The sequence below is a fragment of the Nocardia shimofusensis NBRC 100134 genome, from assembly GCF_001613125.1.
GTDB lineage: Bacteria > Actinomycetota > Actinomycetes > Mycobacteriales > Mycobacteriaceae > Nocardia > Nocardia shimofusensis.
Map to the genome: position 1 here is coordinate 45697 of NZ_BDBT01000005.1, position 14503 is coordinate 60199.

A 14503-nucleotide genomic window follows, 5' to 3' on the forward strand; every position below is an offset into this window, starting at 1 on the left:
ATCCTCGCCATCCAGCGCATCAACACAGGTATCGCCATATATTTGACAGGAACCCAGGTCTGGTGAGAATGTTCAGTCGGAGCGATCGTTCGGTAAAGTACAGCGATCCTCCCTACGCCGAGGAGGAGTTGCGATGCCGATCGATCTGACCTATTCCGCCGATGTGCTCGACCTGATCGAGCGCACGCGCGCGTTCGTGCGGGAAACGGTGCTGCCGATCGAGGACGAGCACGGGGGCGACATCACCGCGGCCGGCGGCGACGAGATCCGCGTGAGCATGCAGAAGGCGGCACGCGACGCCGGGGTGTTCGCCCCGCACGCGCCGGTCGAGTTCGGCGGTCTCGGGCTGAACATGTCCGACCGCGCACCGGTGTTCGAAGAGGCCGGCTACTCGCTGTTCGGCCCGACCGCGTTGAACATCGCCGCGCCCGACGAGGGCAATGTGCACATGCTCGCCCACATCGCCGACCCGGACCAGCGGATCCAGTACCTCGAGCCGCTCGCCCGCGGCGAGCTGCGTTCCGGCTTCGCCATGACCGAGCCCGCACCCGGCGCGGGCTCCGACCCGGCCGCGCTGACCACCCGCGCGGCCAAGGTCGAGGGCGGCTGGCGTATCAACGGCGTCAAGCACTTCATCACCGGCGCGGACGGCGCGGGCTTCTTCATCATCATGGCGCGCACCTCCGGCGAGCCGGGCGACCGCGGCGGCGCCACCATGTTCCTGGCTCCGGCCGACGCCCCGGGCCTGCGGGTCGGCCGCCACATCACCACCCTGGACCGCGCCATGATCGGCGGACACTGCGAGGTGTACTTCGAGGACTTGTTCGTCCCGGACGAGGCGGTGCTCGGCGCGGTCGACCGCGGCTACGAGTACGCGCAGGTGCGGCTGGGCCCGGCCCGCATGACGCACGTGATGCGCTGGCTGGGCGCCGCCCGGCGCGGCCACGACATCGCGGTGGCGCGGGTCGCCGAACGCGAGGGCTTCGGCTCGCGCATCGGCGACCTCGGCATGGCGCAGAAGATGATCGCCGACAACGAGATCGACATCGCCGCCACCCGCGCGCTGCTGGTCCGGGCCTGCTGGGAGCTCGATCAGGGCGACCACGCGGGCAACGCGACCTCCATCGCCAAGACCTTCGCCGCCGAGGCCATCGGCCGTATCGTCGACAACAGCATCCAGCTGTGCGGCGGCCTGGGCGTCTCCGACGACCTGCCGCTGGCTCGCCTCTCCCGCGAGGTCCGGCCGTTCCGTATCTACGACGGCCCTTCCGAGGTGCACCGCTGGGCCATCGCCAAGCGGGCCGTCGGCGCCGCCCGCCGCGCCGCCCACGGCTGACCCCGGCCGCGCCGGGTCCTCGCCACTACGCGCCCCACATCGAATCCCTCGCGCCATCGATCGGCGCGAGGGATTTCGGTATAGCCCGTCGTTCAGCCATCCAGCCGGCTCAGCAACTCCACGGCGGCTTCCCGCACCCGCTCGCCCACGTCGGTCCTGCCCAACATCTGCAGAACAGCTTCCGGGATGAGCCGTTCGGCGTACTCCGGCGCGCGCGACTCGTCGGAGCGGATATTGATGACGCTCTCCACCAACCGGAACGGCAGGACCTCGACACCGGGCGCGCTCACGAGTCCCTCCTCCGCGATCACCTCGGCGGCGAATCTCTCGTAATGCCCGCGTAGTTCGTCGCGTTGCGCGCGAAAAGACGTGAAGCGCGGAGAGCGCAACTCCGGCAGCAGATACAGCGCGCCGAGATTCCAGCGCGCCGAGCACAATTGCGCCACGTCGTAGCGGACCAGCGCGTAGAGCCGCACCACAGCGGGCACCGATTCCGTGCGCAACGATTCGGCCAGTGCCAGTGGTCCGCTGACGGTCCCGGCGAGTAGCGCCTCGAGGATGTCGTCCTTCGCGGCGAAGTGGTGGTACAGCGAGGCCTGCCTGATACCGACCGCATCGGCGATGCCGCGGGTCGAGGTGCTGGCGTAGCCCTGGGTGGTGAACAGTTCGGCGGCGGCGTCGAGGATCTCCGCGCGTGGGGTCCGGCCGTCGCGTCGCCGCGGCGCGAGACGCGGACGTCCTGGCCCGAGGGAGGTCACCCCGCCATTCTCGCCCATCGCCGATCCGCGCTCGGCAGCGGCCGGTTCATCCGTCCTCAGCATCCGAACCACGCCCGGCGGGATACCTGTCATCTGACAGAAACAAGCGAAATCCAGAAGTTACCGGCGGTAACGAGCCGGAAGCAGCGCCGTCACCGCAGATGTCATCGAGAACCGAAAACTATCGCATGACAGATATTGGCCGCGACGCCGAAGGAAGCCAGCCATGGCCACCACGCTCACCCCGTCGGAATCGACCGACAGCACCGACCTCCAACGGTTCGGTTATCAGCCTGTCCTGCATCGCAAACTCGGCCGCTACGCCTCGTTCGCGGCCGGATTCTCGTTCGTCTCGATCCTCACCACCATCTTCCAGTTCTTCGGCTTCGGCTACGGCTTCGGCGGCGCGGCCTTCTTCTGGACCTGGCCGATCGTGTTCGCCGGGCAGTTCCTGGTCGCGCTGAACTTCGCGGAACTGGCGGCGCGCTGGCCGATCTCGGGCTGCATCTATCAGTGGTCGCGGCGGCTGGCCGGGGAGACGGTCGGCTGGTTCGCCGGCTGGATGATGATCATCGCCCAGATCGTCACGGCCGCCGCGGCGGCGATCGCGCTGCAGGTGGTGCTGCCCGCGATCTGGAGCGGTTTCCAGATCATCGGTGAGGACACGGCGCTGACCTCTCCGTCCGGCGCGATGAACGCGGTGCTGCTCGGCAGCGCGCTGCTGACGCTGACCACGCTGGTCAATGTGGTCGGCATCGACTGGATGTCACGACTGAACTCCATCGGCGTCACCATCGAGATCGCCGGTGTGCTGGCCATCATCGGCGTGCTGTTCGCCGACGTCGAGCGTGGACCGGGCGTCGTACTGGACAGCTCGAACGCCGTTCCGGGCTCGTACTGGGCCGCCTTCCTGGTGTCCGGTCTGATGGCGGCGTACGTGATGGTCGGCTTCGACTCGGCGGGCGAGTTGTCCGAGGAGACCAAGGACCCGCGCCGGGTCGCCCCGCGCACCATTCTCACCGCACTGGCCGTGTCCGCGGTCGGCGGCGGCCTGATGATGCTCGGCGCGCTGATGTCCGCTCCCAGCCTCGACGACGGCGCGCTGGCGTCCGAAGGCCTGGCCTACGTGATCTCGGCCAAGCTCGCCAGCCCCGCGGGAACGGTGCTGCTCGGCTGTGTCGCGGTGGCGGTGACCGTGTGCACACTGGCGATCCAGACCGCCGGATCGCGCCTGATGTTCTCGATGGCCCGTGACGGCAAACTGCCCTTCGCGCAGCAGCTGTCCACGGTGCACGCCCGTTTCGGCACCCCGGTGCTGCCCGCCGTGGTGATCGGCGTCCTGGGCATCACGCTGCTGGTGGTCAATCTCGGCAACGCGGCGATCTTCTCGACACTGGCCAGCGTCTGCATCGTCACCCTGTACATGGCCTACCTGCTGGTGACCGTTCCGCTGCTGGTGCGTCGTCTCCGCGGCTGGCCCGCGGGCGAAAACCTGCCCCCTGGCCTGTTCCAGCTGGGTCGCTGGGGTATCCCGATCAATCTGCTGGCCGTGCTGTGGGGTGTGGCGATGGTGGTGAACCTGGCCTGGCCGCGACCGGAGGTCTACATCCCGGAGGGCGGCAGCTGGTGGATGCTGTGGGCCGCCCCGCTGTTCCTGGTCGCGACCATCGCCGTCGGCGTCGTGGTCCAGCGCCTCGCCGCGCCGTCCCCCGCTCGCGAAGCAGCGCCCGCCGTCGCACCCGCCTGATCCCGATCACCGGTTTCCGCAATCACTTCCGGAGAGGACGACCCGATGACCAGTACCGCATCGACTATCGGAGCGCGTGCGCACGCGCGCTCGCAGGAGGCCGCCGCGACGGTCGCCGCACCGGCACTGCCTGCGGGCGTCGCTCCGGAGGAGATCACCTTCGCACGGCGCATCCCGGCAGGCGGCTACGCGAATGTCGTGCTCGGACGCGGCACCCGCGTACGGCTCGGCGACCCACACGGTGGGGCCTGCGCCCATGTGCTGTTGCTGCGCGCCGACGCGCCGTGGGAGCGGCTCAATGTCGCCGATACCGTGAAGGTGCCGTGGCAGGCCTATCCGGGCGCGGGCCATCCGCTGCTGTCGGACCAGGGCCGGGCGCTGGCCACCGTGATCGCCGACGATTCCGCCCACCACGACGCCCTGTGCGGGCCGAGTCCTCGCGCCAGGCAGGCGATGCGGCTGGCGGCCGCCAAGCAGGGACTCGAGCCCCGAGACCTCGCGCCGAGCGTGTCGTTCTTCCGCGGCGTGCGCGTCGAGGCCGACGGCGGGCTCGTCGCCACCGGAGGCGCGGGCGCTGGGGCGACGGTCGACCTGATCGTGCATCTGCCGGTCACGCTGCTGGTCGTCAATGCCGAGCATCCGCTCAACGACACCGCGGTCACCGAACTCGACCTCGTCGCCTGGCATCCGGCCGGCGAGCCCGACGCGGCGCCCGGCCGCACCGCGCACGACACCGACCCGGAATACCGCCGCGCCGTGCACAACACCGAGGAGGCGTGGCACGCGAGTCGCTCGGCCGCCCCGACCCCCGCGCCGGACTCGACCGCCTCCGGCACCGCCCGCACCACCGCCGCCCGCACGAAGGAGATCCACGTATGAGCACCGCGACCCGCGCCGTCGTCCTCGACGAGATCGTGCCCGCCCGCGCCCCCTGGTCGGCCGTCGTCCGGGCGGGTGACCAGCTCGAGATCATCGACCTGCACGGCAACCAGGCGGTGGACTGCCTGCTCTACTCCGCCGCCGACCACACCGACCGCTACAGCGCCCAAGCCACCATCACCGCCCAGCGCAATATCTTCCTCACCACCGGCAGCGTGCTGCTCACCGACAACGGCACCGCGCTGATGACCGTCGTCGACGACGAGGTCGGCAACCACGACACCATCGCGGGCGCCTGCTCGCAGGAGTCGAACACCTTGCGCTACGGCCACCACACCCGCCACCAGCACGCCTGCGTGGAGAATTTCCTGACCGCCGCGCTCGAATGGGGTCTGGGCAAGCGGGATCTGGTGTCCAACATCAACTGGTTCATGAACGTGCCGGTCGAGTCCGACGGCACCCTCGGCATCGTGGACGGGCTGTCCGCGCCGGGCAAGAAGGTCACGCTGCGCGCCGAGATCGACACCTTGGTCCTGGTTTCCAACTGCCCGCAGATCAACAACCCCTGCAACGGCTTCGATCCGACGCCGGTGCGCATGGTCGTCACGCGCTAGCCCCGCTCCCCGCCGCACCCGAACGGAGGCCCTGACATGAACCCGGGCATCACACTCACCTCACCTGCCGCCCATCCCTCGGCCCGCACTCCCGATGCTGCCGGCGCAGGCTCGGCGCCGTCTGTCGTCTCCGCGCCGCTCGCCGGCTCCCTCGGCCTCGCCGAGCAGAACGACAGCGCTCCGGGCAGCTGCGAGGTGTTGCGGCCGGGCATGCTCACCACGGTGCAGGACTGGCCGGGCCGGATCGGGTATTGGCATGTGGGCGTGCCGCCGTCGGGGCCGATGGACGACCTGTCCTTCCGGCTGGGCAACAGGGCGCTGGGCAATGCCGAGGGCACGCCGGGCCTCGAGTGCACCCTCGCCGGGCCCGCGCTGCGGTTCGCGGCCCCGGCGCGAGTGTGCGTGACCGGCGCGCCCACCGAGGTCCGAGTCGACGGTGTACCGGTGCCGCAGTGGCGTCCGGTGCCGGTGCCCGCGGGTGGTGTGCTCGATGTCGGCGGCGTGCGCGGGCCGGGGATGCGCTGCTATGTGCTCATCGCCGGGGGCATCGACGTCGACGAATATCTGGGCAGCGCTTCGACTTTCACCCTGGGCGGCTTCGGTGGCACCGGCTCGGCGCTGCGGGCCGACGACGTGCTGCGGCTCGCCGCCGATCACGGCAGAGCCGCCACCGCCGTGCCCGCCGACCACCGGCCCGCGTTCGCGCGACGCTGGGAACTGGCCGTCACCGAGGGCCCGCACGGCGCACCGGAGTTCTTCACCCGCGCCGACATCGATACCATCCTCGGCACCGACTACGAGGTGCACTTCAATTCCGATCGCACCGGCGTGCGCCTGGTGGGCCCGAAGCCGCGCTGGGCCCGCGAGGACGGCGGCGAGGCGGGCCTGCACCCGTCCAATATCCACGACACCGCGTACTCGGTGGGCGCGCTGGACTTCACCGGTGACACCCCGATCCTGCTCGGCCCCGACGGCCCGAGCCTCGGCGGTTTCGTCTGCCCGGTCACCGTGGTGGCCGCCGAACGTTGGAAGCTCGGCCAGCTCACCCCGGGCGATGTGGTGCGGTTCGTGCCGGTCCGCGCCGAGCACGCCGCCTCCCCACGCGAACTCGGCGCCGCCCGCCGCGCGAACTGGCCGATCGTGCTCTCCCCCGGCGGCGACGGCGACGACGGCGTGCTCACCCGCGGCGAAGCCGACGAGCACACCTCCATCACCTACCGCCGCGCGGGCGACGACGGCGTCCTCGTCGAATACGGCGACATGACCCTGGATCTCGGTCTGCGCGCCCGCGTGCACGCCCTGCACCAGCACCTGCTCGAGCGCGCCGAGCCCGGCATCACCGAACTCACCCCCGGCGTGCGGTCGTTGCAGGTGCGCGTCGACCCCGACCGCCTCGCCACGTCGACACTGCTGGGTCTGCTCGCCGAAGCGGAGCACGCCCTGCCGCCCGCCGAGGAGCTGGTGGTGCCCAGCCGCACCGTGCACCTGCCGCTGTCCTGGGACGACCCGGCCACCCGGGAGGCCATCATCCGCTACATGCACGGCGTGCGCCCGGACGCGCCGTGGTGCCCGTGGAACATCGAATTCATCCGCCGCATGAACGGATTGGCCTCGGTGGACGAGGTGTTCGACACCGTCTTCGCCGCCGAATACCTCGTGCTCGGCCTCGGCGACGTCTACCTGGGCGCGCCGGTCGCCACCCCGACCGATCCCCGGCACCGCCTGGTCACCACCAAGTACAACCCGGCCCGCACCTGGACCCCGGAGAACGCGGTCGGCATCGGCGGCGCGTACCTGTGCGTCTACGGCATGGAGGGCCCCGGCGGCTACCAGTTCGTCGGCCGCACCACTCAGGTCTGGAACCATCGCGCCCCCGGCGGCCCCGGCGACGAGGACCCCTGGCTGCTGCGCTGGTTCGACCGGATCCGCTGGTACCCGGTCTCGGCGGAGGAACTGCTGGACCTGCGCGCGGATACCGCCGCCGGTCGCGGCGAACTTCGCGCCGAGGACGGCGAATTCCGCCTCGCCGACTACCGGACCTTTCTCCACGAGAACGCGGACTCGATCGCCCGATTCCGCACCGAGCAGGCAGCCGCCTTCGCCACCGAACGCCAGTCCTGGCGCACCTCGGGCGAGTTGGCGGGAGAGAGATAGACCGCTCGCGACCGGGCCGATCCGCAGCGATGCGTCCCCGCCGACTCGGCCGTGGCACGTCGCCCGGCCAAGCGAAAGTCGCAGTGCCCGAATTCACCAGCGAACCGCCCGCGCGGCGGCCGCGAACGCCAGTGGTGACGCACCTCCGGCGAACAGATGGGAGAAGTGATGAGTGTGTGGATCCACCGGCGCCCCGAGCGGGACGTGGCCGCCGACCTCGCCGCGGCGAGGGGTCCGCTGGCCGGGCTGCGACTGGCGGTCAAGGACAACGTGGACGTCGCGGGCCTGCCCACCACGGCGGGCTGCCCGGACTACGCCTACGTGCCCGAGACCGATGCCCCATCCGTGGCGGCGCTGCGCGCGGCGGGCGCGGTGGTGACCGGCAAGACCAACCTCGACCAGTTCGCCACCGGCCTGGTCGGCACCCGCTCCCCCCACGGGGCGGTCCCCGACGCCCGGCGGCCCGAATACGTCTCGGGCGGTTCGAGTTCGGGCTCGGCGGTGGCGGTCGCGCTGGGCGACGCCGACATCGCGATCGGCACCGACACCGCGGGCTCGGGCCGGGTGCCCGCCGCGTTCCAGGGTCTGGTCGGCATCAAACCGACGGTCGGCGTCGTGAGCACCGAGGGCGTCGTGCCCGCGTGCCGATCCTTCGACTGCGTGACCGTCTTCGCCGCCGACCTCGCCACCGCTGATCTGGCGATGGGCGTCATGGCCGCGGGTGCGCCCGGCAGACCGTGGCCCGCCGACATCCGCCTCGCCGCGCCGCCCCGCCCGACGATCGCGGTCTTCGACACCTTGCCGGAGATGGATACCGAGTGGCTCGAGGCGTTCGCGCGCACGGTGGCCGGTCTCCGCGAGCGGGGCGTCGAGATCGTGACGGTCGATCCCGCACCGTTCCTGGCCGCGGCGAGACTGCTCTACGAGGGCGCGCTGGTAGCCGAAAGATACGCGGCAGTAGGCGCATTCCTCGACGGCAACCCGACGTCGGCGGACCCGACCGTGGCCTCCATCGTCCGCGGGGCCCGCGACCTGCCCGCCCACCGCCTGGTGTCGGACCTGGCGGAGCTCGAGCGGTTGCGCGCGCAGGCGATGGCGAGCCTCGACGGCGCGGACGCCCTGCTCGCACCCACCGCCCCGTTCCAGCCGACGATCGCCGAGGTCGCCGCCGATCCGATCCGCGTCAACTCCCGTGTGGGCACCTACACCAACTTCTGCAATCTGTTCGACCTGTGCGCCGTCGCTGTTCCCGCGGGGACAGCGGGCGAGGCGCAGTTCGGCGTCACGATCTTCGCCCGTCCCTTCGAAGACGCCGTCGCACTCGACATCGCCGCCCTCGTCCCGAACGGCGCGTCACCCGCCCCGGCGCCGATCGAACGGGCCTGGCCGACTCGGGTCGCCCCGGCACTGGACCTCGTCGTTTTCGGCGCCCACCTCCGCGACCAGCCCTTGGCCTACCAGCTGACCGAACTCGGGGCCCGCTGGGCCGGACCGATCCGCACCGCACCCCGCTACCGCCTGGGCGCCATGAAGACCACGCCACCGAAGCCCGCCGTGACACGAGTGGGCGAGGCCGAACCCGGTGTCGCGATCGCAGGCGAACGCTGGCTGCTCTCTCCCGCCGCGCTCGGCCGCTTCCTCGCCGCCCTTCCCACGCCTATGCACCTGGGTTCGGTCGAACTCGAGGACGGCACGTGGACCACCGGTTTCGGCTGCGAAGGCGCCGCCGCAGACGCCGCCACGGACATCAGTGATTTCGGCGGCTGGAAGGCAGCCCTCGCCGCCGACGCACTATGACCGCCTCCGCATGCCGACCGTCCTGCTCGGCCGGTGTCGAGCGTCGAGCGGACCGTCGACGCGCGGATGACGGCGCTGTGCTGCGCAGCGCGCGGACCGAGGCCGGATTCCCCGTACTCACCTGCGCGTAGCCGCACCGGACTTCGCGAGGAGCGCCCTCGACCCCGGTCAGGATCGGGTGAAGGTGCCCACCCCGTCGCGGTTGTAGTACTCGAGCGTCAGCCGGTCGCCGTCGAAGGTGGCCTTCGACAAGGTGCCGGGGTCAGCACCCTCCCCGGTGGGTGTGAACACGAAGGTGTCGCCGTCCCAGTGGCGCAACGGCAGGGTCGTCTTGTCCGGGCCGAGGACGAGGACGAGTTCGTCGTCTCGCACCTCCACAGTCGCCTCACCGTAGAAGGTGTTGTCGTAGGCCCCTGCATACGCGTCGAGCGGGCGCGCGGGCGCGGGGTCGGCGGGCGGCTCCTTGCCGACGAGTTCGCCGGAGGGGGCGTCGATCTGCTCGAAGGCCGTGCGGTAGAGCTCGCGCCAGTCCTCGCGGATCTCGCCGAACTGCACGAGGTCGGCGAACTCGGCGTTCAGGGTCTCCGGGATGCCGATGGCGGCGGCATTGGTGAGGGTGACGATCGCGACGTCGGCGCTGGGAATCGCGGTGAACGCGGTGCCCGCGCCCAGGTTGAATGCGCCGGAATGGCCGAGGACCACCCTGCCCGCGGACGAGGAGTTCACATTGAAGCCGAAACCGTAGAAGCCGGGGCGGCTGTCCGGGTCGGCCGGCGGAGCGGAAACCGCCTGCGGGCTGATGGCCGGCAGCAGCGCGGCGGGCGGCACGATCTCGGCGCCTTCGTAGGTGCCGTCGCCGAGCAACATGGTCAGCCAGCGCGCCATGTCGCGCACCGAGGAACTCGCGCCACCGGCGGGTGACTGCGCGTCGGGATCGCGGGGCGGATCGGCGGGCCGATACTCGCCGTCGACCAGGACGTGCCCGACCGCCCGGTCCGGCCGGGCCACGAAATCGGCGTAACGCGAGCTGGTCTCGTTCATACCCAGCGGCTGGTAGATCTCGCGTTCGGACAGGGTCGCCCAGTCGACGCCCGCCTTGTCGGCGACCGCGACGGCGGCGGCGGTGGGACCGAAGTTGGTGTAGGCATACGAGTCGCGGAACGGTGCCAGCGGCAGCTGCCGTAACCGCTCGAGCACTTGCGTCCGGTCGTAGCCCAGGTCTTCGAGCAGGTCACCGGCATGGTCGGGAAGTCCGGAGCGATGCGAGTAGAGATCGCCGACCGTCACGTGCTCGGAGACATACGGATCCTCGAGTGCGAATCCGGGCGAGAGCTCCCAGACCGGGGTGTCCCAGTCCACCTGCCCCGCAGCGACTTGCCGCGCCACCACCGTGGCGCCGAGGGGTTTGGAGACCGAGGCCAGCTGGAAGACCGTCGCGTCGCCGACCGGTTCGCCGGTGGTGACGTCACGCACGCCGAACCCCTTGCTGTACACGACTTTTCCCTCATGCACCACGGCCACGGCCATACCGGGGATCCCGGAATCCTCCAGCAGCTCACCGGCCAGGCGATCCAGTTCGCCGACCGCGCGATCGATCTGCCCGTCCGGAATCACCACCCCGGCGACCGCATTCGGCGACACGTCGTGCGGCCGGGTCGAAGCGGGCGCGGAACTCTCCGTCGTACCCTCGCCGCTGTCGTCTCCCACCGTGCACGCACCTGCCACCAACCCCACCGCCACCAATCCGGCAACCACCCCGCATCTACTTCTCCGCACGAGCCACACCTCCTGCGTTGTGACGCACGACATAGTCGGATCCGAGCGTAGCCCGCGGCCGGTGTCCGGCCCGGTGCCGCGCCGCGAGGGCGAGCTGCTGCCGCTGCGCTATAGGTGACCCCGCGGCCCCCGACAGCCCGGGACGACGGGCGATCCGTTCAGGCGAACCCTCGGTAATTGACCTCGTTCGCTCCCCCGTGCCAGGCTCGCGGAGAAGAACGGACCACCGCTCGGAGGACTCGATGCCCGCCTACGTGATCGCCCACCTGCTCGACGCCGCGCCCCATCCGGAGATCGCCGAATACATCGAGCGCCTTCCCGGCACATTCGCCCCATACGGCGGCCGATACCTCGTGCACATGACACAGCACGAGGTGAAGGAGGGCAGCTGGCCCGGCAACGTCGTCATGATCGGATTCCCCGGAATCACCGAGGCGAGGGCATGGTGGGACTCACCCGCGTACCGAGCCATCGCACCACTGCGCTCACGCCACATCGCCGGTGACATCATCATGGTCGAAGGTGTTCCCGACGGCTATGCCCCGGCCGCGGCCGTCCGGGCGATACGCGAGAGCCTGGCCGAATCTCCTCAGGCGGAAGAGTCCATTCCTACAGCCCGGTAGCGACATATCATCCGCGACAGCATCACACCGTGACGCGTCGACGCGATCATTACGTCAACGCATTGGGTGCGCTTCGCCCCGGACGGAGCACCGGACTCCGGCCCGAGCCCGGTGGATCGTCCGGTGATCGCCTCGGAGGCAGCCGTGATCGTTGCCGCCAACCACCCCGGCCGGCTGCCTCCGCACCGGCGTCACCAACGCCATAGCCTCGTACGACTAGGGCAGCGCCCCACAGTTCACGGGGGCGGGCACGTCGGCGAGGCGATCGGTCACCCACTGCTGCGAGGTCGCCAGTGACGGGAAGAAGGCCAGATTGTGGGTGCCCAGAAACCCGGACATGGCAGGCAGCGTCGGATCCGCATCCATCTGAACGGCCGCGCCGCCGCCACACCAGCGTGCGGCCATATCGCGCACGGCCGGGTAGGTAGCTCCCTCGTCGTTCCTGGCCGAGTAGATCCGCACCGGCACCGAGGGGGCGGACCCGCCGAGCCGCTGCTCGTCGAATGCCCTCTTCAACTCCGGGGAACGATCGATCACGACCGAGAGAGGCTCTCCGCTGATGGTCCATTGGGACGTGTTCGGCGGTTGCACGAAGGTGTTGGAGAGGCCGCCACCGCATTTGCCGATCGAGTCGCGCATGATCGCCTTGCCGGTGTCGTTGAGCTCGGCTTCGAACACCGGACGCGTCTCGGGATAGTCCTCGGCGATGCCGTTGAGGATCCATGCGATGGCCGGGGCGACGCCGGGACGGCCCTCGTTGCGCGCGAGGTAATCCTGCAGGCCCACCGGGGGCCCGCCCACGTAGGCGCCGCGCACGTTCAACTCGGGGGCGTACCCGGGATGCAGTTCGGCCGCGGCCGCGGAAGCCATCCCGCCCTGGGAGTAGCCGTAGAGGATGACCGGCGAGGCGGGATCGAGGCCGGAGCCGGGCAACCGCAATACCGCACGTGCGGAGTCCAATACCGCGTAGCCCTGCGTTTTACGGTTCATGAAGCTGTGGATGCCCGGTACACCGAAATCGTGGTAATCGGTCATCACCACCGCCATGCCGCGCGACAGCAGCTGGTAGATCGCGATGATGTCGTATTCGAAGACCGCGTCGGCCGGAGGCTGGTATCGAACTACCTGCGACAGCATCGCCGAGGGCGCGCACTCCGGGCTCTGCCCCTGCATACCGCCCGCATACGCCACGAGCGGACGTGGCCCCGGGCCGGGCCACGGCAAGGTCGGCTCCAGATACGTTCCCACCACCGTGGTCGGCGCGTCATGAGTGGTGCTGCTGGTGTAGGTGACGCGTGTCGACCTCGCCGGTATCGGCCCGGGCGCCCCGGGGACCGTCAACGCCAGGTGCGCCGCTTCGGCACGGAGAACGTCACCCCCGCCTGCTTGCGACTGCGGCTCCGTCCATACCGGTGGTGCGGCGATCGCTCCGGTGCCGGCGATTATGAGGGTTCCCGTCAAAGCTGCGATCCAGCCGCGTCTTTCGCTCTTCATACCGATCCTTCATACGATGTGGTTCATCCAGGGAAGAGATCTAGATCGAATACTGCGAGTAACTCTGATCGAGCGCAGAACCAGGCACACACGCACTTCGTGTTGCCGAGGCCACAGCCTAGGCCATGCCACGGACATCGGTCCGGAGGTTGGACTTCAGATGTTTCAGGCCGCACGGGACTCCGTTGCTCGGCCGGGTCGATCACCTGCCCTCTCGATCGTCGATATGAGGCCGGATCGCCACCGGCACCGAAGCACGCGACCTCTGTGGAGCAGTGGGATCCGGGTCACGGGCTCGGTGCCCACCATCGGCTGCGCGACGCGCTCGTTCGCCCCACATAAGTGGGGGGTTGACCTCAACCTTACTCGAGGTCCTACCGTCCATATCCATGAGCATCGAAACGACATCCGACGCCGCATCGACCCCCGTGACCGTGCTCGGCCTCGGCGCCATGGGCTCCGCGATCGCCCGGGTCTTCCTCGACCGCGGCCATCCCACGACGGTCTGGAACCGCACGGCAGGCAAGAGCGCACCGCTGGTCGCGGCCGGCGCCTCGGCGACAGAGACAGCCGCGGAGGCGGTCGCGGCCGGCCCGCTGGTCGTGCTCTGCGTCCTGGACTACGACGCGGTCGAGGACGTGCTGGCCGCCGTCGGCGACGCCGTCTCGGGCAAGGCATTGGTGAACGTCACGAGCGGATCCCCGAGCCGGGCACGCACGATCCAGCAGTGGGCCATCGAGCATGGTGCCGAATACCTCGACGGCGGGGTGATGGGAGATCCGCCGGACCTGGGTTCGGACCACGTCAGGTTCTTCTACAGCGGATCCCGGACCACGTTCGATACCCACGAGGCCACGTTGCGGGAGTTGGGGACCCCCACCTATTACGGTGCCGATGTCGGCCTGGCTTCCGTCGAGTTCATGGCACAAGTGGCGATGGGGTACGAGATCCTCATCGGTTTCCTGCACACGCTGCGACTGGTGGGCAAGGAAGGAGTCGACGTGGGGGAGTTCGCCGCCCGCGTCGCCGCTTCCCTCACCGACTATTCGCCGTTGCTGACCGCCATCGGAGAAGCCGTCCGCGACCGCACCTACCCACCGGATCTCGGACCGCTGTCGGTGCAGGCCGCGCTGATGGGCGACCTCGTCGCTCACCGAGAGTCCCTCGGCGTGGATACCCTGCGAATGCGCGAAGTACAAGGGCTGATGGACAAGCGCATTGCCGACGGCCACGGTGATCAGGGCTTCTCCAGCCTGTTCGAGCTGCTGGAAAGCGACCGGCAGTGACATCGCAGCGCCGCCGACCTGCACTCGGCCACAAGATGT

The 14503-nt window shown here is 69.9% G+C and carries 11 protein-coding genes; 8 read left to right on the forward strand and 3 right to left on the reverse strand.

From position 1 onward, the window contains the following. Nucleotides 1-133: 133 nt before the first annotated feature. Nucleotides 134-1336 (forward strand): acyl-CoA dehydrogenase family protein, encoded by a 1203-nt coding sequence (locus NS3_RS07185; protein ID WP_067855609.1) that lies wholly within the window; start codon nucleotides 134-136, stop codon nucleotides 1334-1336. 92 nt (nucleotides 1337-1428) lie between these two features. On the opposite strand, the gene NS3_RS07190 is transcribed toward NS3_RS07185, so the two are convergent. Then, nucleotides 1429-2094, reverse strand: a complete 666-nt coding sequence (locus tag NS3_RS07190) for a TetR/AcrR family transcriptional regulator (protein ID WP_157101224.1) — start codon at nucleotides 2092-2094, stop codon at nucleotides 1429-1431. 226 nt (nucleotides 2095-2320) lie between these two features. Between NS3_RS07190 and NS3_RS07195 the strand changes: the two genes are divergently transcribed. The 5 genes from NS3_RS07195 (at nucleotide 2321) to atzF (ending at nucleotide 9285) form a co-directional block, all read left to right on the forward strand. Then, complete coding sequence (locus NS3_RS07195; protein WP_067855615.1) at nucleotides 2321-3841, forward strand: amino acid permease; 1521 nt, start codon at nucleotides 2321-2323, stop codon at nucleotides 3839-3841. Nucleotides 3842-3886: 45 nt separating this feature from the next. After that, the gene (locus NS3_RS07200; protein WP_084495137.1) at nucleotides 3887-4720 is read left to right on the forward strand and encodes a DUF1989 domain-containing protein; all 834 of its coding nucleotides are present in this window, start codon (nucleotides 3887-3889) and stop codon (nucleotides 4718-4720) included. Then, nucleotides 4717-5334: an urea amidolyase associated protein UAAP2 gene (locus NS3_RS07205; protein ID WP_067855618.1), complete on the forward strand. Its 618-nt coding sequence runs from the start codon at nucleotides 4717-4719 to the stop codon at nucleotides 5332-5334. Before NS3_RS07200 ends, NS3_RS07205 begins: the two co-directional genes overlap by 4 nt. Before the next feature lie 36 nt (nucleotides 5335-5370). Next, nucleotides 5371-7488: a 5-oxoprolinase/urea amidolyase family protein gene (locus NS3_RS07210; protein WP_084495138.1), complete on the forward strand. Its 2118-nt coding sequence runs from the start codon at nucleotides 5371-5373 to the stop codon at nucleotides 7486-7488. Nucleotides 7489-7656: 168 nt separating this feature from the next. Continuing rightward, on the forward strand, nucleotides 7657-9285 hold the full coding sequence (atzF, locus tag NS3_RS07215; RefSeq protein ID WP_067855621.1) for an allophanate hydrolase: 1629 nt from the start codon (nucleotides 7657-7659) through the stop codon (nucleotides 9283-9285). A gap of 168 nt (nucleotides 9286-9453) precedes the next feature. On the opposite strand, the gene NS3_RS07220 is transcribed toward atzF, so the two are convergent. After that, nucleotides 9454-11094, reverse strand: a complete 1641-nt coding sequence (locus NS3_RS07220; RefSeq protein WP_067855624.1) for a serine hydrolase — start codon at nucleotides 11092-11094, stop codon at nucleotides 9454-9456. A gap of 209 nt (nucleotides 11095-11303) precedes the next feature. Here NS3_RS07220 and NS3_RS07225 point away from each other — a divergent pair, with 209 nt between their 5' ends. Continuing rightward, nucleotides 11304-11684, forward strand: coding sequence for a DUF1330 domain-containing protein (locus NS3_RS07225; protein ID WP_067855627.1), 381 nt, complete (start codon nucleotides 11304-11306; stop codon nucleotides 11682-11684). A gap of 216 nt (nucleotides 11685-11900) precedes the next feature. Here NS3_RS07225 and NS3_RS07230 read toward each other — a convergent pair whose 3' ends face one another. Continuing rightward, complete coding sequence (locus NS3_RS07230; protein ID WP_169811612.1) at nucleotides 11901-12857, reverse strand: lipase family protein; 957 nt, start codon at nucleotides 12855-12857, stop codon at nucleotides 11901-11903. A 710-nt stretch (nucleotides 12858-13567) separates the two neighbouring features. On the opposite strand from NS3_RS07230, the gene NS3_RS07235 reads away from it, so the two are divergent. After that, nucleotides 13568-14464, forward strand: a complete 897-nt coding sequence (locus NS3_RS07235; protein WP_067855633.1) for an NAD(P)-dependent oxidoreductase — start codon at nucleotides 13568-13570, stop codon at nucleotides 14462-14464. Nucleotides 14465-14503 lie beyond the last annotated feature (39 nt).